Origin of the sequence: Sinorhizobium sp. 7-81 (assembly GCF_030124405.1) — a bacterium.
Taxonomy (GTDB): domain Bacteria; phylum Pseudomonadota; class Alphaproteobacteria; order Rhizobiales; family Rhizobiaceae; genus Sinorhizobium; species Sinorhizobium psoraleae.
Genome location: NZ_JASKLT010000014.1, coordinates 75,401 through 101,481, shown reverse-complemented (window position 1 = coordinate 101,481; position 26,081 = coordinate 75,401). Strand labels below are relative to the sequence as shown.

At 57.8% G+C, this 26,081-nt stretch carries 21 protein-coding genes and 4 pseudogenes; 13 read left to right on the top strand and 12 right to left on the bottom strand.

Going from position 1 to position 26,081, the window contains the following annotated elements; translation table 11 throughout:
• Positions 1-162: 162 nt before the first annotated feature.
• Together QN224_RS28395 and QN224_RS28390 are read right to left on the bottom strand one after the other, a co-directional pair.
• Positions 163-294: pseudogene (locus QN224_RS28395) on the bottom strand (IS6 family transposase); the annotation flags it as partial.
• Positions 295-1,215: 921 nt separating this feature from the next.
• A complete protein-coding gene (locus QN224_RS28390; protein ID WP_283979362.1) occupies positions 1,216-1,506 on the bottom strand; it encodes a hypothetical protein in 291 nt (96 codons plus the stop codon).
• An 897-nt stretch (positions 1,507-2,403) separates the two neighbouring features.
• Between QN224_RS28390 and QN224_RS28385 the strand changes: the two genes are divergently transcribed.
• The gene (locus QN224_RS28385) at positions 2,404-3,666 is read left to right on the top strand and encodes a Gfo/Idh/MocA family oxidoreductase (protein ID WP_283979361.1); all 1,263 of its coding nucleotides are present in this window, start codon (positions 2,404-2,406) and stop codon (positions 3,664-3,666) included.
• A 323-nt stretch (positions 3,667-3,989) separates the two neighbouring features.
• Here the strand turns inward: QN224_RS28385 and QN224_RS28380 are convergent, their stop codons facing one another.
• Positions 3,990-4,439: a hypothetical protein gene (locus tag QN224_RS28380; protein ID WP_283979360.1), complete on the bottom strand. Its 450-nt coding sequence runs from the start codon at positions 4,437-4,439 to the stop codon at positions 3,990-3,992.
• 587 nt (positions 4,440-5,026) lie between these two features.
• Here QN224_RS28380 and QN224_RS28375 point away from each other — a divergent pair.
• The 4 genes from QN224_RS28375 to QN224_RS34115 all read left to right on the top strand — a co-directional run bounded on the left by QN224_RS28375 (position 5,027) and on the right by QN224_RS34115 (position 9,236).
• A complete protein-coding gene (locus tag QN224_RS28375; protein WP_283979359.1) occupies positions 5,027-5,407 on the top strand; it encodes a DUF2867 domain-containing protein in 381 nt (126 codons plus the stop codon).
• A gap of 452 nt (positions 5,408-5,859) precedes the next feature.
• The gene (gene hisC, locus QN224_RS28370; protein ID WP_283979358.1) at positions 5,860-6,966 is read left to right on the top strand and encodes a histidinol-phosphate transaminase; all 1,107 of its coding nucleotides are present in this window, start codon (positions 5,860-5,862) and stop codon (positions 6,964-6,966) included.
• Positions 6,967-7,365: 399 nt separating this feature from the next.
• On the top strand, positions 7,366-8,394 hold the full coding sequence (locus QN224_RS28365; RefSeq protein WP_283979357.1) for an LLM class flavin-dependent oxidoreductase: 1,029 nt from the start codon (positions 7,366-7,368) through the stop codon (positions 8,392-8,394).
• A gap of 707 nt (positions 8,395-9,101) precedes the next feature.
• Positions 9,102-9,236 carry a hypothetical protein gene (locus QN224_RS34115; protein WP_369292617.1) on the top strand — a complete coding sequence of 45 codons (135 nt, stop codon included), beginning with the start codon at positions 9,102-9,104 and terminating at the stop codon, positions 9,234-9,236.
• Between the two features lie 24 nt (positions 9,237-9,260).
• Here QN224_RS34115 and QN224_RS28355 read toward each other — a convergent pair whose 3' ends face one another.
• From QN224_RS28355 to QN224_RS28330, 6 genes are all read right to left on the bottom strand, one after another.
• Positions 9,261-10,304, bottom strand: a complete 1,044-nt coding sequence (locus QN224_RS28355) for an AbrB family transcriptional regulator (protein ID WP_283979356.1) — start codon at positions 10,302-10,304, stop codon at positions 9,261-9,263.
• A gap of 698 nt (positions 10,305-11,002) precedes the next feature.
• On the bottom strand, positions 11,003-11,245 hold the full coding sequence (gene nifT, locus QN224_RS28350; RefSeq protein WP_283979355.1) for a putative nitrogen fixation protein NifT: 243 nt from the start codon (positions 11,243-11,245) through the stop codon (positions 11,003-11,005).
• On the bottom strand, positions 11,242-11,568 hold the full coding sequence (locus tag QN224_RS28345; RefSeq protein WP_283979354.1) for a nitrogen fixation protein NifZ: 327 nt from the start codon (positions 11,566-11,568) through the stop codon (positions 11,242-11,244). The genes nifT and QN224_RS28345 overlap by 4 nt, the downstream gene beginning before the upstream one ends.
• Positions 11,569-11,650: 82 nt before the next feature.
• On the bottom strand, positions 11,651-11,845 hold the full coding sequence (locus QN224_RS28340) for a 4Fe-4S dicluster domain-containing protein (RefSeq protein ID WP_283979353.1): 195 nt from the start codon (positions 11,843-11,845) through the stop codon (positions 11,651-11,653).
• 34 nt (positions 11,846-11,879) lie between these two features.
• The gene (gene nifB, locus QN224_RS28335; RefSeq protein WP_283979352.1) at positions 11,880-13,361 is read right to left on the bottom strand and encodes a nitrogenase cofactor biosynthesis protein NifB; all 1,482 of its coding nucleotides are present in this window, start codon (positions 13,359-13,361) and stop codon (positions 11,880-11,882) included.
• A 772-nt stretch (positions 13,362-14,133) separates the two neighbouring features.
• Positions 14,134-14,277: a hypothetical protein gene (locus tag QN224_RS28330; protein ID WP_283979351.1), complete on the bottom strand. Its 144-nt coding sequence runs from the start codon at positions 14,275-14,277 to the stop codon at positions 14,134-14,136.
• A gap of 538 nt (positions 14,278-14,815) precedes the next feature.
• On the opposite strand from QN224_RS28330, the gene QN224_RS28325 reads away from it, so the two are divergent.
• Positions 14,816-15,949, top strand: coding sequence for an MFS transporter (locus QN224_RS28325; RefSeq protein WP_283979350.1), 1,134 nt, complete (start codon positions 14,816-14,818; stop codon positions 15,947-15,949).
• 552 nt (positions 15,950-16,501) lie between these two features.
• On the opposite strand, the pseudogene QN224_RS28320 reads toward QN224_RS28325, so the two are convergent.
• Both QN224_RS28320 and QN224_RS28315 read right to left on the bottom strand, forming a co-directional pair.
• Positions 16,502-16,606: pseudogene (locus QN224_RS28320) on the bottom strand (IS481 family transposase); the annotation flags it as partial.
• A gap of 58 nt (positions 16,607-16,664) precedes the next feature.
• Positions 16,665-17,078: a helix-turn-helix domain-containing protein gene (locus tag QN224_RS28315; protein ID WP_283979349.1), complete on the bottom strand. Its 414-nt coding sequence runs from the start codon at positions 17,076-17,078 to the stop codon at positions 16,665-16,667.
• A gap of 158 nt (positions 17,079-17,236) precedes the next feature.
• Here QN224_RS28315 and QN224_RS28310 point away from each other — a divergent pair.
• The 7 genes and pseudogenes from QN224_RS28310 to QN224_RS28280 form a co-directional block, all read left to right on the top strand.
• A pseudogene (locus QN224_RS28310) lies at positions 17,237-17,687 on the top strand (transposase); the annotation flags it as partial.
• Between the two features lie 748 nt (positions 17,688-18,435).
• Positions 18,436-19,070 (top strand): annotated as a pseudogene (gene nodS, locus QN224_RS28305) (nodulation methyltransferase NodS).
• 35 nt (positions 19,071-19,105) lie between these two features.
• Entirely contained in the window at positions 19,106-20,845 is a 1,740-nt protein-coding gene (gene nodU / locus QN224_RS28300) for a nodulation protein NodU (protein WP_283979347.1), read from the top strand.
• Between the two features lie 346 nt (positions 20,846-21,191).
• Entirely contained in the window at positions 21,192-22,214 is a 1,023-nt protein-coding gene (locus QN224_RS28295; RefSeq protein WP_283979346.1) for an ABC transporter substrate-binding protein, read from the top strand.
• Positions 22,215-22,299: 85 nt separating this feature from the next.
• On the top strand, positions 22,300-23,127 hold the full coding sequence (locus QN224_RS28290) for an ABC transporter permease (RefSeq protein WP_283979345.1): 828 nt from the start codon (positions 22,300-22,302) through the stop codon (positions 23,125-23,127).
• Entirely contained in the window at positions 23,124-23,903 is a 780-nt protein-coding gene (locus tag QN224_RS28285; protein ID WP_283979344.1) for an ABC transporter permease, read from the top strand. Before QN224_RS28290 ends, QN224_RS28285 begins: the two co-directional genes overlap by 4 nt.
• On the top strand, positions 23,896-24,924 hold the full coding sequence (locus QN224_RS28280) for an ABC transporter ATP-binding protein (RefSeq protein WP_283979343.1): 1,029 nt from the start codon (positions 23,896-23,898) through the stop codon (positions 24,922-24,924). Before QN224_RS28285 ends, QN224_RS28280 begins: the two co-directional genes overlap by 8 nt.
• 197 nt (positions 24,925-25,121) lie before the next feature.
• On the opposite strand, the gene QN224_RS28275 is transcribed toward QN224_RS28280, so the two are convergent.
• Complete coding sequence (locus tag QN224_RS28275; protein ID WP_283979342.1) at positions 25,122-25,610, bottom strand: MaoC family dehydratase; 489 nt, start codon at positions 25,608-25,610, stop codon at positions 25,122-25,124.
• Between the last annotated feature and the right edge of the window lie 471 nt (positions 25,611-26,081).

Here is a 26,081-nt window from a genome sequence, read left to right as displayed (position 1 = left end):
ACACCGTTGGCGACATCGTCAAGCTCTTCGAGCCGCAAGAGTGTGCGAACTACTTCGCAGCAGCAGGATATGACCCGGATTAAAGTGGACGTGCTCTAGCGCAACCCTCCTCATGCTGAGCGGGAAACTCCAAGCTGTCGTTTGGCTGCTCCGTATGCAGGGCAGCTTGCCGGTCACGACTACGCTCGGAGCACGCCCCTGCTTCCTCAGCAGGACACGCATCAGCTTCAGAGCGACCTGATCCCGTCCGGGCTCAACGAGAATATCGAAGATCTCACCCTCGCTTTCGACCGCTCAGTGCCGCTGAACGCAGCTTCAGACGGAAGCGACACTCCGGCCATGTCGAATGAGGAAAGAAGGATCATCTTCGTCGCATGGACCATCGCGGAATATGCGGTGACTTCTATACGCTCCGCCGTCCAGACGACGCTGATGGGCGCCGCCGTCCTCATCCGCAAACTGGGGTCGGACCGGTTGCACGGCCAGTCGATGAAAGAGGGCGTCGCGGCTCGCAAGCGGGCAGAACCAACAACGCGTAGCCGCGAACTATTGCAGACTCCCGAGGGCCGCAGTTTCTATAACAGTTCATCCGTATTAAATCTGAAGCATCGAAGCTTGCCCCCATGTTCTCCACCTCGAACCGTTCTTGTCGACTATGGCGGAAGCTGTAGCTACAAATGCCAGGGTCAAAGGAATTCCCAAAAATGCCGCAATGCCAAAAAATGGAAATCCTGAGGCTTTGGCAGTGAAATCGGCGGTGTGAACCTCTGAAAGGAGCGCCATTGACGGTTGCAGCTGGCCAGCTGGAACCGCTGCAGCTCTCATGCGCCCGAGTTTGCTTGTGGGATGCGGGACAGCGAAGACCGACTCGTTAATGTGCACCATGGCTGTTCGATGGGATTGTGGCGCGCGCGCTCCCTTCAGCGAGGAGAAGATCATGCCTGGTCGTAGGCGCTCGTTGCTGGTGCACAAGACCTTCCCCTCGCGGCAAGTAACAGATGAGGAGAGCGCCCCCTGGGGTGGCGGGGTCCGGCTCCATGCGCGTTTTTGGGGAACTGGAGATGCCATCAGGTAGTCGGCGCTACGTTTCAATTCTCGCTACTTGCCCCGGAGTGACGGCGGAGCCGCTGCAACAACTGAGCTTACTGCCGCCTTGAAGCACACAAATGCAATGGCCACGATCGGCTTAAGTTCGAGATCAGTGGCGTGAGCAACTCACTCAGTCCGGTCCAACACAATCTTTAATGACCTCAGGACGTCAGCTGCGTCGACGAGAGCGTCCCTGACTTGTTCCGCGGACAGGTCCTGAACGCGCTCTGACGATAGCCGGAGATCAACCAGAACGTCCCGCACACTGTGGATACCTGCGTCGCCAGTGTGCCTGCGCATGTCCCGGATGGTATCGATCGAGCGGTCTAAGAGGCGGCTTACCTCATAGTGCGTGAGTTTTTCAATGTCGTTTACCGCCCTAATCAGCTCTGCAATGAAATCCGTCGTTGTGCTCATGGTTCGATCCTGCAGGCTCGTTTTTGAACAGTGACTGCCTGATGATGACTTCTATGCCGATTCGTGCCACGCCGCGGTTTCCTTCGGCTACACGCCAGCTGTAGTTTTGACATTAAGGCCGAGTGGTCAAGTTCGTTATCCGCATGGGACAATCCGCGCTCTGCATAAATCGTGCCATGAGTTCAGGCGGGGATGACTTGGCCTTATCGCACATGTTGAGTTATCGAATACCGCTCCCATCCGCGCAACTATAAGTACGTCAATATGAAAACAATCATAGCTATGGTCCCCGCAGTGGCCGGTCTGCTTTAGCCCCGCAGAGCCGGAATACAGAGAGGGAGCACGTGCCTCACGTATCCAAATGCGATTGCTTCGGCGCCCACCGCAATTGCCACATTCGTGCACTAACATGATAAGCGCGCCTATATCAGAGGTTCTCCGCTCTAAATAGCCAGCGCGACCCCACCTGTGACCATACTAGCGCCAGAGGGTCCCACGTAGACTTTTCAGCAACCTCATAGTGCAGGGTTTCCAATTCCATGCCGTAATTCGCCACACGCACTTTGGTGCGATGGCCTTCCGCGGCCTCATTCAGCCGCCCAGCATCGATTGCACACGACGTGTCGGATGTCGGATCCGGCGATGTCCAACATCCGACATGGCATATTAGAGCTACTCCATTGTTTTAAAAGAACCTTCTCCTTTGGCACGGTGCATGCTTCCAATCCCGCAAACTCGCAAACACATGAGCAGGAGCAATGCTAGATCAAAACCGCCAAGAAGCTCTGAGCCGTGATGACAGCACCTTCGCGAGCCGCCGAGGTGTTCGACGCGGCTCTGGGGCGGCACCAAGAAGCAACGAGCGACTTACAAGCGGCATCGTAGTTGAGAGGAGTGGTGAAGCTCTCGGTCTGGCGCAGAAGCATGCCGCTATTGATTTCGTTGAAGACACACTATGGAGAACATTCAATGACCTCTGTCGGAAAATGCAATTTAAAGAACCCGCTGCTCGGTCGGCGATTGCGACTGGGCTTCGTCGGCGGCGGAAGAGGCGGGCTTGTTGGACAATGGCACTCCGCTGGCGCGAGGCTGTCGAACCACTGGGAAGTCATTGCGGGAGCTCTATCATCAGACCCCGAAAACGCACACGCATCAGCCGCAGAATGGATGATTGCACCCAACCGCTCGTACAGTGACTGGAACGAAATGGCAGAAGCGGAAGCGGAGCGCGACGACGGTATAGAAGCCGTCTCAATCGTCACGCCAAACTGGACACACCATCGGATCGCGGCGGCCTTTCTCAAGGCCGGTATCGACGTAATACTGGACAAGCCTATGACCACGACGGTTTCCGATGCTCGAGAACTTCTGGAGCTTCAAAGGGCTACGGGTCGCGTGGTCGTCATGACTTACCCCCATGCACACCACGCAATGGTTCGTCAGGCTAAGCACATGATCCGAAACGGAGCCGTTGGGACCATCCGGCAGGCACACGTGGAGTATGCTCAGGAGTGGGCGACAGGTCCAGTTCCCGATCGTGGGAAGGGTGCCATTTGGCGGCGGGATCCGGAGAAGGTCGGCCGCGCGTCAACGACCGCGGATGTTGGTACGCATGCCTATCATCTTCTGCATACGATGACGGGACAGGATATAGCCAGTGTCAGGGCTGAGTTTCACAACTGCGGAGCTCCACAGCCGATGGAAGACACGGCCTTTGTCAATTTCCGTCTCGAGAACGGTGCCCCTGGCATTCTTTGGGTGACGCAGGCTGCGCCGGGCCAATATTGCGGTCTCCGCATTCGTGTGTGGGGCGACAAGGGCGGGCTAGACTGGGATCAGGAAAAACCGGAAGTGCTGCGTTATGTACCCCTAGGCGAGCAGGAGCAGATTTTCATCCGCGGTCGTGGCAATGGCATCTTACCCGAGGCGGAACGCCTGACACATCTTCCGCGAGGGCACGGTGAAGCTGCAGTGGATGCATGGGCAAATCTCTATGCCGAAGCTGGCGTTGCAATCGCCTCGCGCCGCGCGGGATATGCTCTCCCGGAAGGTAGCGTCGAGCTTTCCGGAGCCGAAGATGGGCTTAAAGGTATGCTATTCATTGACGCTTGTGCCGACAGCCACGAATCCGGTGGCTCTTGGGTTGCGTTGAAGCAGTGAATTCGTTTCCAGGTTCCTCTCGTCCGCGGCTTCGTCGGGGCGGCAACTGGGGATGAGTTCGACACTCGTGGTCTCGTCATCGAGTACGTCCGCCGACGCCGTCCTTTCTTGTGTGCTGACGGCAGTCCCCTGTATCATCAGGTTCCGTTGGTTCGAGGCTGACGAGACAAAGCGGAGCCGTCGATCCTGGTCGTGGAAACCCGACCGGCCTCGTCTCCTCGAAGATGAATCATTGTTGGAAAGTCAATCCTGATCGTTTCGCCGGAACTTTCCGGCGAACGTCCCTGTGATAATATCGAGATTCTTAATTCCGAAATTGAATCTCAGGCGCTTCCATGCACGGGAATTGGGGGGCGCCTCTCGATCCGCACTTTCAAATCCGCCAAAGCGCCTGCCAGTATAAGGCCCTTTGACTGCACATCATGAGGCGTAACAAGAACCGGATCAATTACCGGTCGGCAGCACTGGAAATGTGCGGCAGCGTCCTCAATTGTTATCGATGGGGAATGATAATACTCGCTTCCGTCACCTCGGGCGAGAACAATTTTCCCCCCGAGAGGCTGTGGGTAGCGATCAAAGAAGGTGAAGGCGGTTAGGCCATCCCGTAGTCCTTCTTCATTTAGGAACAGCCAATGCAACTCGTCAAAGCGGACCATCTGAGTAAGCTTACAACCGAGCAAGTCACTGATCGATGCAGGGCCGATGTCTCCGGCAACCTCAACAGCCCGAAAGAGTGCTGCTTCCGGATCCAATAGGTACACGACATTCTCCATCTTACTCCTTTCCATCACTAAAGCGGTCTCACGCCCTGTCGATCCGATCAAGCTGGTTGTGATCGGTGAACGTCCGCTGCTTGGCTATGCAGCATTCGGTGAAATTGGCAAAATGCAATTGTTCTATGGCAACCATCCGCGAAATGGATGTGCCACAAGTTTCCCGCCGCTTGCGAAGGTGGACTTCGGGCTTTAGCGCCTCCAGTTTGGGTGGGCTGCTCCTCAACGCAACAGGTCTGACGTGGACTGCAGTCCGCTACAAAGGCAGTGCACTGCTTTTCACGGATTAGCTCCTAAGGCCCCTGCAGGACGTACAAACACGATTGCTGGCGCTGTTTCCGCCCGCGCCTGCCCCTGTGCGACAAATGTCCCTGAACTGCGGCAACCGGTCCCCTACCTCGCAGCGCTTTCCTGAGCAAATATGTGAAGGCCGAAAGCAACAGTAACCGCACTGATCGGCGGACAAGGTAAAGAGTGAAAGGTAAGCGCTCGTGAAACCACGACGGGTTGTTGTAAGACTGCCGAATGCTTGGCTTCCAGGAGCGGATTGGGCTGATCGCTACGAAGTCCTCATCTTGGTCGAGCCAATGACAGCGGCTGAGGCGGCGCGGCGAGCGCTTGGGAGCGCACCCCGCTGGGTGCGAAACCTTGTGAGTTTTCGAAACCGTCTCGCGCCTTTGGTCGGTCTGAACGCGACCGCGGACCCGGGACATGCGGACAACCTGGTCGCCAGCTTGCCGCTATTGCACAGCGACGATCGCCAAACAATATTCGGCTATGATGACCGTCACCTGCTTTTTCGTATGGTCGTGGATGTCAGGGACGGACCGGCTGATGGCCAGATTGTCGGAATGACCACCCTGGTGCGGCGCAGGAGTCTTGTGGGCTGGCTCTATCTTGCCGCCGCCATTCCCTTTCATAAGGCGGTTATCCCGTCCTTGCTGACAGCGGTTGATCGACCCGGCTAAACACTTCACGGACGAAGTGATACTGGCGACGGAGGAACATCGCCCAGCGGGAAAGCGAGGCGAGATTCCGAACAAGCTCTCAAAGGTGCCCGCCTTGCTCGGCCGGTCGAAGCGCCTCCACAAGCTGCCGCAGGGGTAGCCCTCGTTCAGGCTCTAAATCGCGCCGCCCAAGACCCCTATCGGCGTTGAGACGAGAACTCCCAATTCACTGGCTCGAGCGCACCGGCCCGGGCGCCACTCAAGAAGAGCCACGGCAGTCTTCGAGCCCCACAGAGATGCCTAGATCAATAGCATCGATGGGTGCTATGCAAAGAAACAATTTCACTGAAGTAACAGGACTCGAATAGAAGAAAGTCCACCGAGTCGCAGCCAGTAAATGCACGTTAACTGGTAATGGACCCCGTCGTCTGTCGGACAAAGCGAGGATCCTATGTGACTGAAGGAGAAGAGCTATGTCTGATAATAAATTGCAAAGCGTACTTTCGTCTCTTTCGCAAGTGTACAGACAGCTGAATTGCCTACCGTCCAGTCCAACGCCGGATGCTAGTTGTGTCAAACTAAACACAAATGAGAATCCATTTGCATTGCCGGCAGCGGTAATGCAAAGCGCTGTTGCTGCTCTCGAGCGGCAGTATTTATATCCAGAGGACGACAACATCAGCTTGAGGGAAGCGGCTGCCGCGTCCTACAGCCTGTCGACGGATCAGGTTATCGCTGGTAACGGATCATCTGAACTTCTTTCGCTCATCTACAAAGCATTTCTTGACCCGGGTGACAGTGTGGCAATGGTGTCGCCCGGTTTCGCGTACAACCGCAAACTGGCCCTGTTGCAAGGCGCTCAATTGCTCGAAATCGGATGGGGCGAATCTGGCTCATTGCCGATAAAGGAACTGCTTTTCGGTCCCGCAAAAGAAGCCAAGTTCATTCTCTTGGCTAATCCGAATAACCCGACCGGAACATTTGTCCCGATTGCCGATATTGAAAGCCTCGTAGCACGATCTGACCGGTTGATCGTGCTAGATGAAGCCTATGTGGACTTTGCGCCTGATAGCGCTCTGCGTCTCGTCAATCGGTATTCGAACCTTCTGGTCTTAAGAACATTTTCGAAGAGCTATGCGGTCGCCGGAATTCGCGTTGGCTTCGGTTACGGGCATCCTGAGGTGGTAGGGAGACTGCGCAATATCCAGAATCTCTTCAACATGAACGTGATCGGCCATGCGGTTGGCGTCAGCGTCCTCGCCCATCGCGCCGCCTATAATGAGAATCACAGACATATCAAGTATGAGCGAGCGCGAGTGAGTTTCGCACTGTCGCAACTTGGTTTCTCTGTGACACCCTCCCACGCAAACTTCTTGCTGGCCCGTGTGCCAGCAGGACGAGACGGGACCTGGTGGCAAGCCTGCTTGGAACGAAAAAGGATACTCGTGGCCGTCATCCCTGAGAAAGGTCTGGAAGATTGCATTCGTGTTAGCATCGGGACAACACCGCAAATGGACGCGTTTCTTGCAGCTGCCGAAGATATTTTGGGAGCTGATACGTCTCAAAGATCGGCCGTATAGCAGCTTCAGTCTCTGCTATTTTGCGTCCGTAACAGGACAGAGGGGAACGATTCTCCCGAGAGCTTTGACCGTCCTGCCGCTCCCGTGGGGATGAAGCCAAGCAGCATAGCCCCGCCGGTTGCACGTGTTTAGTTCACGGCGTCCCTCCATCCAACTGCAAACCCTGGACAATGCCGCTGAGACCAGGAAGCTTTCGCCGGCAGGAACCTGTGAGCTCTTCAGCGATCAGCCGAGTGTGCAAGAACGTGTGCGCGCAATGGCGATAAGCTTCGATAATCGGGCTCCCGCGGCCACCTGATGGCAGATTCACCGCGATCAGTGACGTTCAGCCAAGAAACACCCCAGTCTTAATTCGCTTGATCAAGATCCGGCTCCCGGACGAAAGTTGGAGACAGTTGAATGAGAAAAACCTTTCCCTCCAAGCTAGCTTTCGGCATCTTCGATCATTTGGACGAGGACGGTAGCGCCATTGGACGACAATACGCAGATCGCCTCAGGCTGGCAGAAGCCTGTGATCGGCTCGGTTTTTATGCTTATCACCTGGCGGAGCACCATTGTTCTCCGCACGGGAGAGGCCCATCGCCGAATCTGTTCTTATCGAGCGTCGCACAGCGCACCCGGGAACTTCGTATTGGCCCCCTAGTCATGCTGCTTAGCCTTTGTCATCCGCTACGTGCGTTTGAGGAGATCTGCATGCTTGACCACTTGAGCGGTGGTAGGGTCGAGTTTGGTATAGGGCGTGGCTCTCTTCCGATCGAGCTAACTTACTTCGGGATAGATGCCGACGCGGTGCCAGAACGCTATCTCGAAGCCAGCGAAATTCTAATGGAGGCGATGAGGGGCGGCACCCTTTTCTATCAGGGTCACCATTTTCAGCTAGACAATGTCCCTTTGACACTGAGGCCTCATCAACGTCCGCACCCGCCGACATGGATCGCCACCAACCGACCAGAGTCTGCGCGCTGGGCCGCTGCAAACGGCGCAAACATCGCATGTGTGGGACCCGCGTCGTTTGTTCGCAAGATTACTGACGCATACCGTGCCGAGGGAGGACACAACATGCACACGGACGACCAAGTGTCACTTCTCGGATTGCTTCGCATGATTGTGGTCGGGCAGTCTGCAAGCCATGCATACTCGCTCGCGGCTCCTGCTTTCGAACGATGGCTTGAAAGCTTCAAATTCCTGTACGACCTCAATGCAATCCCAGTTCCACCAAATCTGCCCCTGACCTTCGATGCAGCAGTCGAGAGTGAATTGTGCGTGGTAGGGACGGCGCCTTTTGTGCGACGGACTCTGCTTGATCAACTGGAAGAGGCGGGTGCCAACTATCTCCTTTGTCAGGTCGCGTTTGGAGATCTGCCTCTGGACGCTTCGCTGTACACCGCAACGATCATTCAATCCGAATTGATGGATCGACTTGCCTAACTGCGATAATTCCCGACGAAGTCAGCTACGTGGAAAGACGACGTCTCCGCTGCCAGCGCGTACCGCCGCCCTGACCTAGGTCGAGATCGAGGCCCTTAATGCGCAAACTCTAACATCCACTACGTTGAATGGGTGGAATCTAAAGTTTTTGTTATCTTTCCGAATCCCGCATTTAAGGTGCGAATTTGACCAGGAGAAGTGTAGGAGGCCGGGAGCTCATCTCGCTACCTAAACAGCGAGAATGTTGATGGGGCCGTACCCCAACCGAGGACGAAAAATCCACGGTGGCGGAAAGCATTGCCGGGTCGAACGCGTCGCCTGCCTCCTTCTTCGGCGCATTTATTGCGTTTTCCATTAACCTGCTAAGCCGAGTTCGCGGGGATTGCTTGTGCATCATACCTTCGGCGAACTCTGCCAGGTCCAACTCGACGGGAGAAGAGCAATGACCAGATCGCGCTTGGACGCCATGAGCGAACCCTCGAGCTCACCGGCCGCCTTGTCGCGGCTTATCTGATCCCAAGGAGGAGCGTGTCGTCGAAGAGCGGCGGCCCGCAGTGCCGGTTAGGAAGTCCGTCACCGAGGATTTCATCATCTGCTTCCGCCGCAGCAACTTGAACTTTTTTGCCGTCTTCCACACCTGATGGCGAAACTCGGCCTCACGCCCGAACAAATATCGCCGTAAATGGAGACTCCCGGCCGATTACCCGATGATCGCCCCGAGCTATGCCCGTCAGCGCTCCGAGCTTGCTCGCGCGTCCAGGTTGGGGAGGACACCGGCGACGGCGGCGCCCACCCTCGACCCGCAAGGCCCGTCCCTTCAGCTACCACTGGAGTCTATATAGTCCTGCCAGGAGATTTCAGAATCTTTAGCGCTTTACCCACCGAAACACGGCCGCCGCCCCTACCATCACGAGAATGAGACGAACGATGTGATGGAGGACAACGAAGGGAACCTCGACACCGAGCGACAAAGCAATGAGGCTCATCTCGGCAACACCCCCCGGTGAATAGGCAAGCACGAGAGCGGTGAACGGGTCTCCTGTGAGGTAGGAAAGAACGCCCGCGAAGGATAGCGTCATGGACAGAAGCAGGCCTGTCGAACCGAACGACAGGCCAACGACTTCCATGATCTTCCTTGGCGGCGCCATTGCGAAACGGCAGCCGATGGTTGCTCCGATGACGATCTGCGCCGCGGCGCTCGCCGAACTCGGCAGCTGGAAGTGCGTCAATCCCATAACATGCATGATGGCACTTGCCGACATGGGACCGAGCAGGTAGCGCGCTGGCAGGCGCAGCAGTATTCCGGCACCCGCTCCGATGAAAACAGCCAGGGAGAACCATAGAAGATCATTGGCGCCGATGCTCGCGAGCGGAACAAAACCGGCCGCCGTGCGATCCAGCGCGACGCCGGTAAAGCTCTGAATGAGGAACGGCAGCGACAGTGCCACCAGGAAGATCCGCACGGCATGGACGAGTGCGATCATCTTCTCGTCGCCGCCCTCTTCGATGCCGAGTGTCACCATATCGACGAGACCTCCCGGCATTGCCGAGAAGTAGGCCGTGGCGTGATCGAAACCCGCCACACGCCGGAAATAGATGTAGAACAGTGCGCCTGCGGCCGCGATAAACACCGCCAGACCGCCGAGCGACAACAGCCATGAACCCGTGTGCTCGAACATCGCAGGCGAGAACGACGTTCCGAGCATTGCACCAAGAGCAGCGGTCATTGGCGGTCGAGCGAAGGGAGGCATCGCCACTGGCAGTCTTAACAGCCCGCCGACGCCGGTCGCGATGATTGCGCCGGCGAGCCACGCAAGCGGCATATCGAAATGCCACATTGCCCAGCCGCCAAGCGCTCCCAGCGCGAGAGTCAGGGCAAATTCGACAACGGGCGCACCCGTCTTACGCATTATCGGCCACGGAAACCGCCCTCGTTATGTTACGTTTGGCGACACCGTTGAAGTAGATACGTTTCGATTCCATCGTTGATGAAGCGGTGCGGCAGGTTCGGCGGGATCGAGGCCGCATCATTTGGGACAAGTTCGCATTGGATCCCGTCGATCCGTAAGATCGCATGGCGTCAAGAACCGTCACGCTGTCTTCGCAATTAGTCTTGTTCAGGCCAATTGGAACGCCGAGAGCGAACACAGTGATTCTTTCGAACAGCCGGTCAAACCTTCGCGCGTGACAAGGGGCGTCGGCGCGCCGCTGCGTTTCTCGGACCCCGTTTCCCTGGGGCGCAGGATAGCTGCCTTTGCAGTCGTCATGGTGAACTCCTTCACTGGCGGGCTTTGGGCGCCGTGGGGGCTCTCGTGCGACTGATTGGGCCGACGGCTCGGAAGGTCTCTCCGGCAAGCGTTATTGCCCCTCGATCGCCTGGGCGCGACCGCGGCAAGTCGTTATGCTTGAGAATCGCCCACGCAGCCTTCAATGATCGGGGGCGAAGGCGAACGGTTGCTCCACGGCACGATGCCAAGAACGACGCCCAGCAGATCGGAGGCGACAGCGCGATCCGACACATTCGAGCCACAGGTTCGTACGCGGCAGGTCAAGCCACTTTCGGCATGGCTGTTCCGAACGACAGCGCGCTTGGAAGTCAGTGTCGTATTCATGATGTTTCTCTTTGCACCGCGATACCAGCTCCATCAGTCATTATCTTCTTTGCCTCGACGGTGACCGGCAGGCAGGTGTCCTTCGGAAGGTCGGGCAGTTGGAGCCACCAGCCGTTCCTGAGTACTACAAAGCCGCCCCACAGGCTTTCATGCTCAACCTGGATGATCGGCTCTTCGAGATCCTTCTTGGGAACATAGGCTGACAAGACGCTGCCGCTCCTGCGGATCGTTACTTTCATCTGGCTTTTCCTTCGTTGAGACTAGTGGCGCATTCAGTAGTTTTCAAAGTTGGGGCCTCGTCGAGACTCATCAGTTCACGCGTCCGCATCCCAACAACGGTACCGCGATCAACCCATTCGACGGCATAGATGTAGAACTGCTGCAGAAAGGTCCCTACGTCGCGCACAAAACCCGCGTCGCCCTTCCTAACGAGGCTTTCTCCGATTTCCTTGCCGGGATAGGTGCCGTCATTTCTTATGTGGCGTGTGGCACAGACCCGCTCACCCGGCATAAATCGTGGGGGATTGTTGATTTCGACTTCCTCTTCGCGTCCAAGACCCATCGAAATTCCTATTTCATCGTTGGGGTTACAGAGGGGGAACTCAGGCCTGCAGCGGCTGAAAGCCCGACGAGTTGAATGGAGGTTAATCCGGCACGCAGGTGTTCGGCATCGGGCATACCGAGGCGCATTGCTGAAGCTCGAAAACTCCCTGGCATTCGGTACATATGTTAGGATCGATCACGTAGTTGTCACCCTTGAACCCGATCGCGCCGGAAGGGCATTCGAACTCGCAGGCGCCGCACTGAGTGCATTGGGATGCGATGATTTTGAAGGCCATTATTCAACTCCTGATTCGTTAGGGCTGAGCCGGCTCAGGCCGTCGCCTGCAATAGGTCGATGCCATGCTCGGCGGCGTAAAGAGCGCTGATCGCGGTCTCGATGTAGTCATAACCAAAAGCATCAGTTGCTCGGATCCCAGCCTCGATCAGCTGGTCCCGGGGGCAATCTCCAATCTTGGCGCACAGGACGATGTCTATGCCTTCGAGTGCAGAAATGATGTCAACGAGCGTGGCGTCCTCTCCCCAGCCGCCATGGCAATACTGCTCGACCTTGCGATGCCCCACAAATTTGATTCCGGTTTGCGAGGCTTCATAAATCTGGAACTCCTTCGCATGGCCGAAGTGTTGGTTGACGCGTCCCCCGCCCTTAGTCGCAACAGCCACTTGAAGCGACCCGCGGATGCTCGCTGATGCGACCATTGCGATCGCCTCGTTCTTGGCCGCTAAATGGTCTTCGCGCATACGCGCGACCACCTCCCGATAGGCATGACGCTTGCTAGCGTCGTAGGCAACATCGGCCGGAATCTGATTTACCGTGAAGTCCTGGCCACGATCAGTACCGAGCAGACCGACTGCATCGGCGCGGCACTGTCGACAGTGACGCATCAGCTTGGCACCGCCTTCGAGGCGATCCTGAAGCGCCTTCAGTTCGAACGCGGTTGGGCCGCGCTGTCCCGTCAGGCCAAAACAGGTGCCGTGTGCCGGGTCGGAAATCAGCGGCATGACGTTGTGCATAAACGCACCCCGCTTCTTGACCCATTTGCTGACTTCGATCAGGTGCTGGTCATTGACGCCGGGGATCATCACCGAATTAATCTTGGTGAGGATGCCGCGTTCGGTCAGCATCTCAAGACCCAACATCTGCCGCTCGTGCAGGATCTTGGCAGCATCGATGCCGGTGTAGCGGCGGTGACCATAGTAGATCCACGGGTAGATCTTTTCGCCGACTGCTGGGTCAACCATGTTGATGGTGATTGTGACGTGGCTGACGTTCATTTCGGCGAGCTCGTCGACATGCTCCGGCAGGGCGAGTCCATTGGTGGAGATGCACAGCTTGATGTCTGGGACCTCCTTCGCGACGCGTTCGAAAGTCGCCCTTGTCTTCTTCCAGTCGTAACAGGCATCGCCCGGCCCTGCGATGCCGAGCACGGAAAGCTGCGGCACGTCGTTGGCGACCGCAATCACCTTCCGCAGCGCCTCGTCCGGTGTCAGCTTTTCCGAGACAACGCCGGGCCGACTTTCGTTGGCGCAATCATATTTGCGATTGCAGTAATTGCATTGGATATTGCACGCTGGTGCGACTGCGACGTGCATACGCGCGAAATAGTGGTGCGCTTCCTCTGAAAAGCAAGGATGATCGTTAATCTTCTCCCAGGTGGCCTCATCCATGTCGGTTGGTCGCGAGGACAAGCCGCAGGACGAGGATACGCCGCCACCGGATCTCGCGGTTCTCAGCAACTGGCCAGAGGATGTCGCGTTGGTCAGGCTTTCAAGAGAAACTATCGGTGCGCTCATCAAACGGCTCCCAGTGGGTGGTCAGGTCGCCGTCCAGAAAGCAAGCGCTATGCCAGCCGAATAAACTAAGCCATTTCAACGCGCTGGGTTTTCGTGTTTGATTCAAACCAATCGCTCCGACGCACTTTTGTCGAATTTGCAACAAGAACCGTCCAGATTGGACGATCACCCACCCAAGGGAAAGGGTTGTGAGCGGCAATGCCGGCGATGAGCTGGCTCGCCGAGTTTTAAATTTTTCGCCTGTATACGATGCTGGCGCAAAGCACAGCCGACTTGTCTCGGCGTACGGCCGAGGGGTCCGAGCTGCCTTGGCCGAACGGAGCCGGCAGGATGGTTAGGGTTAACGACGCTGCGCGGTAATCCCGCCGACAAATTCCCCGTAGCCAACCCATGGATCGCATGGCCACCAAGCGGACGATCAGCGTTCTAAACAGTTGATCGCTGATCGGGGCCGGTTGCTCCGTTCCAACCGCGTTCCCATTCTCTGGGCTGCACGTCCGCGGCTCTCCTCCTTTCAACGAGGATCGCGAAGGCCGCGTATCTCCTCCTGGTAATGTTTGGCAACGTCGGATGCAGCAGGGGAGGCGGATCCTTTGTCGTTTCGACCTTAGACGTCAGCTCTTTCCTCCGCATCTCAAAAGCGACCATCTTCCATTGATCGTGAAGGTGACACCACTCCTAATGACGTGCCCCCCGGCTGTCGGCGTATGTGGATGCCATGATTCAGTCCAAGGTGACCCCCCAGACCTGATGCAGGCCTGCCTTACTCGGCTCACATCACTTTCCCGATCGAGCGGTCATCGATGCGGCCATGATCTGCATCAATTGAACGGTACAGCGCTTTTGCTAACTTGCATGGATCTTTATTTGCCGGACCACAATCGAAATTGGGAGAGAGTGATGGTTGATAGCTCATTACACCGTCTTCACCGGCTGGAGACGCGAGAGCAGCGGAGACTAGGCCCAGATCTCCGCGTCACCTATTCAAAGAGCTCCGGATGGGAAATCGAGATCGTCTCACGACAAGCTTATGATTGGGCGCAGAGGCACGCCGATTCGTTCCCTTTCGATAAGGATGGCAACCGTATCAGAACCAACCGGACCGGCGTTAATCTTCTCGTACATGATGCGAGATCCAACGGGTTGGAGACCGAATATATCGGACCCCGTCGAGTCCTCACATTTTGATCGCGCACCCTTTGGGAAACGGCACTGTCGCCGACGCATACTGCATTGCCGGCAGCGCTTCAGCAGGGGAGGGATTGGCCATGCAAACAGCACGCTGCAGCGAAGGCCGGGCTACGAATGCCGTTGTAGCCTGCCGCGAATGAGGGAGCGCCGACCGGATATTAAGAAGTAATCCGAATCCCGCTGCGCGCGATCTGCATAAGGGGGAGCCGGAAGACCGGGCCTAAAATCAACGGCGTCAGGAGCCATCGGATGTTGGAGAAAAAATGCGCACATTGCTTACTCCCTGGCGCAGTGTCGCTGCGGGCTTTCTGTTGAACGGCGTCCTTTTGGGGACCTGGGCCTCTCGCGTTCCCGCCGTGATGGCTCATTTTCATTTTGACAAGGCGAGCTTCGGGGTGTTGCTGGTGCTTTTAGGGCTGGGGGCATTGATTTCTTTTCCGGTTGCCGGCCGGTTGTCCGATAGCTTGGGTGCCGCGCGGGTCGCCCGAGCGATCGCTATCCCATTCCTGATTTCAATCGTCTTGGTAGGGCTGGCCCCGACAGTACCGTTGTTGGCGATCGCGCTCTTCCTCTTTGGGGCGTGCCATGGTTCGATGGACGTAGCGATGAACAGCTGGGCGAGCGAGGTGGAAAAATACGCGAGGCGGCCAGTGATGTCGTCGATTCATGCGATGTGGAGCCTTGGCGCCGTTTTGGGCGCAGCAAGCGGTTATGTTGCCGTCGCCTTTCAGGCTCCAGAATACATCCATTTCCTTCTCACAGCCGTGATGACCGGTGGGATTCTCGGACCGTTCCTTCTGCTCGATTGGCAATCAACCATCCGGACGAATGACAAGGGTGCAGTAGGATTGGCGTTACCTCGTAGTGCTCTTTTGCTTGTGGGCCTCATTGCTCTCGCCTCTGGATTAGGCGAGGGCACAGCTCTCGATTGGAGCGCCGTATATTTGCGTGATGTAGTCGGGACCGTGCCGGCGGATGCGACCCTTGGCTACGCGGGCTTTTCTGCCGCCATGGTGATCATGAGGCTCAGCGCGGATTTCCTGGTCATGCGACTGGGATCAGCAACTGTTACACGCCTGAGCGGGTCCTCGGCCGCACTTGGCGCCTTACTGATTGTTTCGAGTGATAGTTTGCCCTTGGTCGTGGTGGGCTTCGTGCTGATGGGGTTTGGTTATGCAGCCATTCTGCCCCTAGCCGTTAGTCGGGCAGCGGCGGATCTTGTAGTGCCAGCCGGCCAAGGTATCGCTTATGTTGCAACCTTCGCATATGGCGCAATGACGGTAGGTCCTTTTGCAATTGGACTGCTCGCACAAGCAACCACAATGCGCGTCTGCTTTTTTATGGTCGGGCTATTCGCAGTCTTGATTGCAGTTTTGGCCCCAGTTTTGGAGCAATAGCTCCTGGGGGCATGCGGAGAGTTTCGGCGACCTGACAGTTGCAGGCGAGAGTCGCCATGCCTTTGGCGAGCCTTGGGTCAAACGAAACATGGAGCATCGGTTCACTTCCAACCACACCAGCGAGTTCTGCTTCGGCGGGCTCGTTCGTTTTGGATTGCTTCGATTTGGCGGTTTTCAAGTAGGTTGGCGCTTTTTTTGGATTTCCGTAGGTTTGGGCGTAGCTACCGGCGGATCGTCGCACGATATCTGACCCGCCCCGAGGCTGCAATCATTGGTCTGCACCGCGAACTGTGCGGTCAGACTGCGGCGCGCATGCTTCGATGTTGCGCAGGAGCGTTGAGTCGGCGGACCGCCAGTCTGCGCAGGCGCTCCTAGCCCGTGTTCTCGCGACAGGCCGCCGACCGCAAGAGCTCGAACGGCCTTTACCGCCTCGACTGTCGTCCTTCGAGGAGGACTTGGCGTTCGACCAGCGCGACGCACAGAGGTTCATCATGCTGAACACGCTGCGCTGGCTCCTGGAACACAACCCCGGCAAGGAGCGGAAAAGGAAAGCGCATGGAGCCTCGACAGGTTGTCTTCAGTCAGGCCAAGTCGGCTGATGGGTGGTTTTGAACCGATACTGCCATGAGGCCGATGCCAGTTGCAGCGGTGAAGCCACTTTGGCAGCTCGGCGGTGTGTTCTGCGGGTTTCGGTAATTCGCGGACAGCGATTCCATTAAATCGCGGACAGCGTTTTTGGTAAATCCGGGACAGCGGTTGACTGCGCCACGATATCGCCCGGTGATGCGGTGCCCCACGCAGCCGATCCGACCGAGCTTCTTGATGTCGAGATGAGCTCGCCTGGGTGCTGACGGTCATAGCGCCGGATCGGTTCGGCGGGCTCCAGGGCGCTGATCTTGTTCAAGCCCAACCGACGGAGAACCCGGCTGACCGTGGCCGGGGATATACCGGTTTCGGCAGCGATCTGCTTGCCCGCCCAGCGCTGGCGCCGCAGCCGCTCAATTGCCGCGACAACCGTCTGAGGCGTCGGCCGGCGCAAGCGATGCGGCCGGGAAGAGCGATCCCGCAATCCCGCCAATCCTTCGCATCGATAGCGATCAACCCATTTTCCACCGTGCGCGGGAGACATGGTGCAGTCTTTCGGCGAGCAACTGTCCGGCGTCGCCGATCATATGGTCTCCAGCCTGTCTTCGCTCTGGGAACATGTGAATCTGACCGGCGAATGCCTTTGGGAAGACAAGCCCGCTGTCGATGAAAATGGCTTTCGCCCCATCCCCTTCGCTCTTTGCTCGTGTGGCGCTCGCCATGTTGGCTGATACTCTGCGATCGCTGGAGGACCGGATCAGGCGACCTGACCACGAGATCGCACGTCGCGCCCGGGAAGACGCGGACGCTCGGCGGCCTGCGACGATCCCCGGTGTTGGCCCGATAACAACAACGGCATTGATAATTTGGCTCAAGCGGCGTCGACCTTCAAAAAAGGAAGTGATTTTGCCGCCTGGCTCGGCCTGACGCCACTTCAGCGATCTGCCGGTGCGGCTCCTTATTCTCGGGGCCAGCTCCGTGGTCCGGCAAGCCGCTCATCGTGGTCTGCCAGAGGGATCGTGGCTCGCGCCTATGCTCGTCCGTAAGCCATGCATACTTGTGACCGTGGGCCCTTGCCGACAAGCTTGCGCGCATCGTTTGGGCGCTGTTGGCGAAAGGCGGGGTCTATGGAGCTCCAGTAGCGGCCGGATAAACTGGCCGCGAACAGGAGGCGTCGAAGGTGTAGGAGGGTCGAAGGGAGGCACGGTCGATAAGAGACGGGATCGGAAAACCAGGCCTGAACGGAGTGCCCAGAGCACGCTTTAATGATTTGGCACCGATCCGCGAACTCCCATATGGGCCCGCGGCATCCAGATGGTCGCAACAGAGGACCGGACAGGTGTCAGCACCCGATTACGCGCAAAGTACCATGCCTGAAACCTCTTGCACTGACGGGGGTGGCCACAGATGTTCAGGGGTCACAATCGTTGCGATACCTTTGTTAGATCGGAAAATCGTCGATCGCTCACAGGAGACAATTAAGCAGCAAGCTTCCGCCTCGCGTAACCGCGCCCACTAAAGCATGTAGTTATACTTCAATGACGCGAAATGTCTTTACCGCTATCAAGAACCTCATATGCAAGAATTGCACCTTTCGGCCGCAAATCTACGCATCTACAACACAGATGATGACCATCCAAACAATCGATTTTACCGATCAGGTCTAATGCTGCACAGCAAAAAACACGTGACGTTCACCGATCGCGCTACGGCATCAATCGCATGAGAGTGCCTCAAACGCGGCCGTAATAAGAGAAAGACCTCGCATGACGTCTATGGTGCGCTGGAAACTGTGCTGGGCAAATAGGTCGCTACTCAGATCATCTGGAGAAATGCGGCCAAGATTCTCGCAGGTTCGACCTTGCCCAGGAGGTTCGTGGCACTTGGCGGCACTTGCAGCCATGAGTGATAGTTGATTCGCCTGGGGACGAGTTTGGCACATAACCGAAGTTATCAACTGCTGAATCGGGAACTGGCCGCCGACGATCCGTGGCGGCTTGACGGCAATCCGTTCGAGCGGCAGCGCCACATTCAAATGCTACGGCTTTCGCTTTCCCAAGGTTTAATCATTAATGCACTCGAAGTCGGGTGCGCGGCCGGCGCATTCACGGAGAAGCTCGCGCCCTGCTGCCAACGGCTCACGGTGATTGACGCGATGCCGCAAGCGATAGCTCGAGCGCGCCGACGCTTGAAAGAGCCGCCACATGTCAGCTGGATAGTATCCGACGTTCGACAGTTTTCGACTGAGGAGTTGTTTGATCTGATCGTTGTGGCGGAAGTGCTCTATTACGTCGGAGACGTAGCCGAGATGCGCGCGGCCGTTCGCAACATCGTACGCGTGCTTGCGCCAGGCGGGCATCTGGTATTCGGATCGGCGCGCGATGCCTGTTGCCGCCGCTGGGGCCATGCAGCTGGCGCTGAGACGGTCCTCACGGTGCTGAACGAGACGTTGATCGAGGTGGAGCGTCACGATTGCCAGGGTGACTCGGCCAACGAAGACTGCTTGCTCGCCCGTTTTCGGAATTCCGCCCCCTAATAAATCGAATTCTCGGCGCTAGACAAGGACACACTATGCGCATCTGCGGCATCAAGCTAACCCATGACGGGGCGATCGCCCTTGTCGAGGATGGACGGCTCGTCTTCTGTATTGAGCAGGAGAAGCGAGACAACAATCCCAGATATCAAACAATTGAAAATCTCGACACAGTTCTCGCCGCTTTGGCGGCCCACGGTTTCGCCGCGCGGGATGTTGATCAGTTTGTTATCGACGGTTGGGATGGTGAAGTCGAGTCGCGGTTCCAAGTCCTCAGTGGGTCGGCTCCGGTCACTCTCAAAGGGGCGCCCTATGTTGAACGCCATGCCGAGGGTCTTCTTGACTCGCTCGACGGCTCCGGCCTGGCACTCGGTGACGGAGTCTTTGCCTACAAGAGCTATCCGCATGTGACGGGCCACGTGGCCTCCGCATACTGCACCAGTCCCTTTGCCAAGGCGGGACAACCTGCGTTTTGTTTGGTGTGGGACGGCAGCATCTTTCCGCGCCTCTATTATGTAGAAGCACGCGGAGCCCGGTTCCTCAAGTGTCTGTTCCCGCTGATAGGTCAAGCCTACGCCGCTGCGGGCCATTACTTCGGGCCCTATAAGCAGGCGAGCCATGGTGGCTGGGATCTGGGTGTAGCCGGCAAGCTGATGGCCTATATCGCACTGGGGTCGGTTGATGAAGGCATCGTTGAGGTGTTTCAAAAGCTGTACCAGGAGCGATTTGCGGGCGACACCGATCGTGCCTGTCATTACCGTGCAAACATTAACAATGCGGACACGACGCTTGCGGCTGTGCAAGATTTCTTCGTTGTCAGCGCGCTCCGATTGCGGGCTGAAGCGCCTGAAGACGTGCTTGCATCATTTCATTTTTTCCTCGAGCGTCTCCTCGTTAACGAAATGGCTCTTGCCATGCAGGACCATTCGTTTGGAGGACCGCGCAATTTGTGCATAGCAGGCGGCTGCGGCCTCAATATCAAATGGAACAGTGCCTTGCGTGAGACTGGTCTGTTCGAGGCTGTCTGGATACCGCCCTTTCCGAATGACAGCGGTTCGGCAATTGGGGCAGCTTGCTGTGAAATGGTGTCGCAGCAAGGCTTCGTGCCTCTGGAATGGTCGGTCTACAGTGGGCCCACCCTGCAAAGCAGCAATGTGCAACCCGGATGGGACGCTACGGCATGTAGCTTGGCAGAACTTGCCACCATCCTCGCCAGTAACAAGCCCGTGGTTTTCCTTTCCGGGCGCGCCGAGATCGGGCCACGGGCATTGGGGGGCAGGAGCCTTCTCGCAGCCGCTACCTCACCGGAAATGAAGGATTATCTGAACGACGTCAAATTTCGTGAACACTTCCGGCCAGTGGCACCGATTTGCCTGGAAGATCGCGCGCCAGAAATATTCAGCCCTGGAACGCCGGATCCTTACATGTTGTTCGATCACCAGACACGGGCAGAATGGCGGGAGAGGATCTCCGCGGTTGTACATCTCGACGGATCAGCGCGACTGCAGACCGTTTCCAGGACCTCTGGGCACAAAATCTCGGAGCTTCTCGTCGAGTATGAAAAACTTACAGGTATTCCACTGCTTTGCAATACCAGCGCCAACTACCATGGGCGGGGCTTTTTTCCCAGTGCCGCGGCAGCCTGCCAATGGGGACGAGTCGAGCACGTATGGTGCGATGGTTTGCTGCTGACGAATGTCAATCAAGTTACGCACATGGTTGCGAGCCTCCCGCAAGTGAACCTGCGAACGCTCACTACACGAAACAGCGGCGTGTAAAAATGCAAGAAAGTAAAACGCCTGCTCTCCTGATCGGGGAGCCGATCGCAGAGTCATCTCTCGAAGTTGACGTGGCGGCCATGTGTCAGGATAGGTGGTGGAGCTCGCTTCAAGCAATCTCTTCTACAACGAACCCTCGTATCCCTGCACCAGGACATTGCTCTTCTTTGTCGCGGTGCCGGATCGCAAGTCGAGCGCACGCGCCGGCACTTGATGGTGAAGCGTGTTTTTGGACCCGGACCGTTTGGCCGTGGAGTGCTCGTCAAGGCGCCTCGGAAAAGGCCCCGTGCAGCTCGTCTTCCAAGTCCACAGTATCGACCTCTTGTCATGAAGGAGAACCGCAGCCATGAAGAAAATCCTGCTCGCCTCGAGCGCACTCCTCTTGATCGGCACCCATGCCGCTTCAGCCGAGGAGAAGACCCTGACCATTTCCGTCTACGGCTTTGCCCAGGACGCGTTCAAGGAACTGGTCTACGATCCGTTCGAAGCCAAATGCGGCTGTAAGCTCGTCGTCGAAACCGGCAACAGCGTCGAGCGGCTTGCCAAGATGGAGGCCAACAAGGCCAACCCGGTCGTGGATATGGCCGTCGTTTCCATGGCGGACGCGCTTTCTGCAGGACGCTCCGGCCTGATCGACAAGATCGACACCTCGAAGCTCAGCAACTTCAACAAGCTCTATGACGTCGCCAAGGACCCGAATGGCGACGGCATGAGCGTCGGCTATACGTTCTACGCCACCTCGATCGTCTATCGTTCCGACAAGGTGGAAGTCACGTCCTGGGCCGATCTCCTGGGTGACAAGCTCGCCGGCCACGTGGCTCTCCCCAACGTGACGACCAACCAGGGCCCTCCGACACTCTACATGATCGGTGAAGCGATCGGCCAGAATACGCCGGACCTCAAGGGCGCGATCACCGCGGTCGGCGAGAAGAAGGACGATATCGTCACCTTTTACGTCAAATCTTCACAGCTCGTGCAGTTGATGCAGCAGGAGGAAATCTGGGCGGCACCGATCGGGCGGTTTTCGTGGGAAGGCTTTACCAAGATGGATCTGCCCATCAAGTGGGCGACCCCGAAGGAAGGCCAGACCGGCGGCATGAATGTCATGGTTCTGACCAAGGGCTCGAAGAACCAGGACCTGGCGCTCCAATTCATGGACTACTGGCTCTCGACCGAAATCCAGACGGCGCTTGCCGAAAAGCTAGTCGACAGCCCGGCCAACAAGGAAGTCAAGGTCTCGCCGGAGATCGCCGAGAACCTCACCTACGGCGAAGAAACCGTCAGAAGCCTGAAGCTTATCCCGTCTGCGGTGGCGCTCGACAATCGCGAAGCGTGGCTTTCGGAGTGGAACGCCAAGGTCGGTCAGTAAGCCGACCCTTCTGTCGCGCGACGCCTGACCTTGCCGGCGTCGCGCCTTGTCAACAACGGCGGGCCGTCCGCGGAAAGGTGTCGAGATGTTTCACAGCCGGGCCGAGGCGCTGGCACTTGCCTTGCCGGCGGCAGTGTTCGCCGCCGTCGTCTTCCTTGCGCCGGTGGTCATCCTGCTTTCGGAGGGCTTCCGCAATGCCGACAGTTGGACGATCTCCGCCTATACCGGCTTCCTCTCCGATCCGCTCAATCGGACAGTGTTCCTGCGCACGCTCAAGCTCGGCGCGATGGTGACCGCGGTCGCCGCAGTCATCGGCTATGCCGCCGCCTTTGCCATCCTCAATCTCCCGGCGAAAGGCAAGGGCCGCATGATTGGACTTGTCGTGCTGCCGCTGATGATATCGCCGGTTGCGCGCACCTATGCGTGGATCGTGATCCTGGGGCGGACCGGGATCGTCAATCAGGCATTGACGATCATAGGCCTGACGGACGAGCCGGTGCGTTTCCTGTTCACCGAGACGGCGGTGTTCGTCGGGCTCCTTCAGCTCTTCTTGCCTTTGATGATCCTGGCGCTGATTAGCGCGCTCGAAAACATGCCGAAGGATGCCATTCCCGCCGCACGTGTACTCGGCGCCAATTGGTTTCAGGTATTCTGGAGGGTAATCCTGCCGCTCACCAGGGAAGGCCTGGTGATTGGCGGGACACTCGTCTTCACCGGTTCGCTGACCGCCTATATCACGCCGGCGATCCTCGGCGGCTCCAAGATCCTGATGCTGGAGACGCTACTCTATCAGCGTGTGACCGTTGCCAACGACTTCGTCTCTGCCAGCGTCATCGCCTTCATCCTGATCATCATGAGCTTCGCAGCCAATCTTCTCTTGAAGCGGCTCGCCACCGCGAGGAGCAAGCGATGAATCCGCGTCTATTTTCGGCCCCGGTGCTGTTTCTGGTAGCGGCCTTCCTGATCGGTCCCTTTATCATTATCGTCGCGGCATCGCTGTCAGCTGGCGAGACGCTGGCCTTTCCGCCGCAAGGCTTCTCGCTGAAATGGGTGGCAAAGGTCTTCGAGGTCGAGAGTTTCCGCGAGAGTTTCGCCATGTCGATGTTGCTTGCCGTCGGAGGGACAGCGGCAGCTCTCACCCTCGGAATCCCGGCATCCTACGCGCTGTCGCGCTACCATCTGCCCTTCGGCGAGGCAGTTCGCACTGTCGTCGCCCTGCCGATCATCGTGCCGGGTATCATCGTTGGGCTGGCGCTGCTGCGCTATCTGGTCGTTCCGTTCAATTTCAACATCACCCTGGCGCTCTTCCTTGCGCACACGGCGCTCGTGTTGCCGTACTCGGTGCGCGTCGTCTCAGCGAGCCTCAACAACCTGCGCTCCGACATCGAGGAGGCCGCAGTGCTGCTTGGCTCGTCACGCGCCGGCGCCTTCTTTCGGGTGGTGATGCCGAATATCCGCAGCGGCATTCTTGCCGCCTTCATTCTCGGCTTCGTCACCAGCTTCAATCAGGTGCCGGTGTCCCTCTTCCTCTCGGGTCCGGGCGTGCGCACGCTGCCGATCGATATGCTCTCCTACATGGAGATCACCTATGATCCGTCGGTTGCGGCACTGTCGGCGTTGCTCGCTTTCATGTCCATCGGCATCGTTTTCCTCGCCGAGCGTTTCCTAGGATTCTCCCGCTATGTCTGACTCCGCCTTTCTCAGCCTCGAAAAACTGACGCTCGCCTATGGCGACACCGTCGCGGTGAAAGATCTCGATCTTTCGATCCAAAAGGGCGAGCTGGTGGCGTTCCTCGGGCCGTCGGGTTGCGGCAAGACCACGACCATGCGCTCCATCGCCGGCCTGTTGAAGCCGAAATCGGGTCGCATCCGCCTCGAGGGCGTCGACATTACCCGCGTTTCCGCGAACAAGCGCTCCGTCGGTCTGGTCTTCCAATCCTACGCGCTTTTCCCGCATCTGACCGTCTTCGAGAACGTCGCGTTCGGCCTGCGGCTGAAGGGCATCTCTGGCGCGGAGCTCGAAATGCGCGTGGTGAGCGGACTGAACTCTGTAGGACTGACGAAGTTCGCAAACCGCAAGCCGGCCGAGCTCTCCGGCGGCCAACAGCAGCGCGTTGCGCTCGCCCGAGCCATGGTGATGGAGCCGAAGGTGCTTCTCCTCGACGAACCGCTTTCGAATCTCGACGCGCGGCTGAGACTTGAAATGCGCGCCGAATTGCAGCGGGTCCAGAGGGACACCGGCGTGACGATGGTCTTCGTCACCCATGACCAGGGCGAGGCGCTGTCGCTGGCCGACCGCATCGTCGTAATGCTGAATGGTGCTATCGAGCAGATCGGCACGCCGGAGGACATTTATAACAGCCCCGCCTCCGCCTTCGTGGCCGATTTCGTCGGCTTCGAGAACATCTTCCCCATCGAGAACGGCAGACTGAAGGCTGGAAACGGCCCGATAGAGCTTGCCGGGCCCCTCCCACGCGATGCGGCGGGACTTGCCTGGCGTCCGCGCATGTTGACCCTGGGTTCAGGTCCTTTCCAGGGCACCGTGCGCGGAGCCTCTTTTTCCGGCAGCGCGCGGGAATACCTGCTCGACACGCCGTTCGGAACTCTCAAGGCCGAAGTGGATGCGGCGCTACCGGCCCATTGTGCCGGCGCCGCACTTGCTTTCGATCTGCCGATCGAGAAGGCTGCGAAGTTGAAGAGGTTCAACTGATCCGCCATGGGCATCTGGATCGACACGGATATGGGTTTTCGATGACATCACGGCGATGCTCGTGTTCCCGCACGTCGGCGAGGCCCGCGACGGCGTCTCCCCAGGTCTTCGACAACCCTCCGCTTGAACAGGTGAAGCGCAGCGCTGTCAAAGGCGCAGCTTCGTGATCAGCCCGCCGACTTCACCGGAATGCGCACTCAAACATCAGCCGGCCGGTCCTTTGGGTCGAATTGGATGATAGTCTGCCAGGTAGCGCTGAGCGCCAACTTGGCTTGGCCTTCGATCTCCACCGTAGTGTCATAGGTGATCATCAGCATGCCGGCGCCGCGGAAACGGGCGTCGGCCACCGTGAAGCGGCCGCGCACCCGTGCACCGCTCTTGACCGGCGCCATGAAGCGCACCTTATCGAAGCCGTAATTGATGCCGACCGTCAGCTCGCGAATTTTCGGCAGGCAATTGTAGTTCATCGCCGAAAGCAGCGAAAGCGACAAGAAACCATGTGCGATCGTCCCGCCAAAGGGCGTCTCCGCCGCCGCGCGCACCGGGTCGACATGGATGAACTGGAAGTCGCCCGTAGCCTTGGCAAAGCTGTCGATCGTCTTCTGCGTCACGGTGATCCAGTCAGAGACGCCGATCTCCTTGCCGACCAGGGCCTTTACATCGGAAAGTGAAATTTCTTGCAGCATATAGTCGTCCAGACGAGAGCGCGGCCTGTTGGGCAGACCCTCGAGAGTGGTGGTACAATTATCGGGCCTTGGCCAATGTCGACGGAGAGGTAGCCGTCCACGACGCCATTCCGCTCGAGGGAGGCTGCTGTGCGTGGCTGCGCTTGATAACGCAACCTTTTCAAAGCGTCGATGTAGCTCGTGCACCGTGCCTGCCGGGGGCGAACGGAGCGATGTCTACATACCGGATGGCTCTCATAGGCCCCATCAGTGCTGAGGGCAGCTAAGACCTCCCTTCTTCTTTGCTTTCTCTAATACATTCGACAACATCGATAAAATCAATCTTTTGGATTGACCCTATTCGCAGTATGGATGGATGCGACTTCGGGGACTTGATCTGAATGTCCTCTTTGCGCTCGACGCCCTCGTGACCGAACAGCCGCGGCACACCGCTGCGGTCTTGGGCTTTGCATTTCTTGGCAGCTTTCTGTA

Bases quoted from the DNA above. Each gene is read 5' to 3' on its own strand.
- QN224_RS28390 (WP_283979362.1), bottom strand. From the start codon at position 1,506: ATGAGCACAACGACGGATTTCATTGCAGAGCTGATTAGGGCGGTAAAC.
- QN224_RS28380 (WP_283979360.1), bottom strand. From the start codon at position 4,439: ATGGAGAATGTCGTGTACCTATTGGATCCGGAAGCAGCACTCTTTCGG.
- QN224_RS28375 (WP_283979359.1), top strand. From the start codon at position 5,027: ATGACAGCGGCTGAGGCGGCGCGGCGAGCGCTTGGGAGCGCACCCCGC.
- hisC (WP_283979358.1), top strand. From the start codon at position 5,860: ATGTCTGATAATAAATTGCAAAGCGTACTTTCGTCTCTTTCGCAAGTG.
- QN224_RS28365 (WP_283979357.1), top strand. From the start codon at position 7,366: ATGAGAAAAACCTTTCCCTCCAAGCTAGCTTTCGGCATCTTCGATCAT.
- QN224_RS34115 (WP_369292617.1), top strand. From the start codon at position 9,102: ATGATCGCCCCGAGCTATGCCCGTCAGCGCTCCGAGCTTGCTCGCGCG.
- QN224_RS28355 (WP_283979356.1), bottom strand. From the start codon at position 10,304: ATGCGTAAGACGGGTGCGCCCGTTGTCGAATTTGCCCTGACTCTCGCG.
- nifT (WP_283979355.1), bottom strand. From the start codon at position 11,245: ATGAAAGTAACGATCCGCAGGAGCGGCAGCGTCTTGTCAGCCTATGTT.
- QN224_RS28345 (WP_283979354.1), bottom strand. From the start codon at position 11,568: ATGGGTCTTGGACGCGAAGAGGAAGTCGAAATCAACAATCCCCCACGA.
- QN224_RS28340 (WP_283979353.1), bottom strand. From the start codon at position 11,845: ATGGCCTTCAAAATCATCGCATCCCAATGCACTCAGTGCGGCGCCTGC.
- nifB (WP_283979352.1), bottom strand. From the start codon at position 13,361: ATGAGCGCACCGATAGTTTCTCTTGAAAGCCTGACCAACGCGACATCC.
- QN224_RS28330 (WP_283979351.1), bottom strand. From the start codon at position 14,277: ATGAGCTATCAACCATCACTCTCTCCCAATTTCGATTGTGGTCCGGCA.
- QN224_RS28325 (WP_283979350.1), top strand. From the start codon at position 14,816: ATGCGCACATTGCTTACTCCCTGGCGCAGTGTCGCTGCGGGCTTTCTG.
- QN224_RS28315 (WP_283979349.1), bottom strand. From the start codon at position 17,078: ATGTCTCCCGCGCACGGTGGAAAATGGGTTGATCGCTATCGATGCGAA.
- nodU (WP_283979347.1), top strand. From the start codon at position 19,106: ATGCGCATCTGCGGCATCAAGCTAACCCATGACGGGGCGATCGCCCTT.
- QN224_RS28295 (WP_283979346.1), top strand. From the start codon at position 21,192: ATGAAGAAAATCCTGCTCGCCTCGAGCGCACTCCTCTTGATCGGCACC.
- QN224_RS28290 (WP_283979345.1), top strand. From the start codon at position 22,300: ATGTTTCACAGCCGGGCCGAGGCGCTGGCACTTGCCTTGCCGGCGGCA.
- QN224_RS28285 (WP_283979344.1), top strand. From the start codon at position 23,124: ATGAATCCGCGTCTATTTTCGGCCCCGGTGCTGTTTCTGGTAGCGGCC.
- QN224_RS28280 (WP_283979343.1), top strand. From the start codon at position 23,896: ATGTCTGACTCCGCCTTTCTCAGCCTCGAAAAACTGACGCTCGCCTAT.
- QN224_RS28275 (WP_283979342.1), bottom strand. From the start codon at position 25,610: ATGCTGCAAGAAATTTCACTTTCCGATGTAAAGGCCCTGGTCGGCAAG.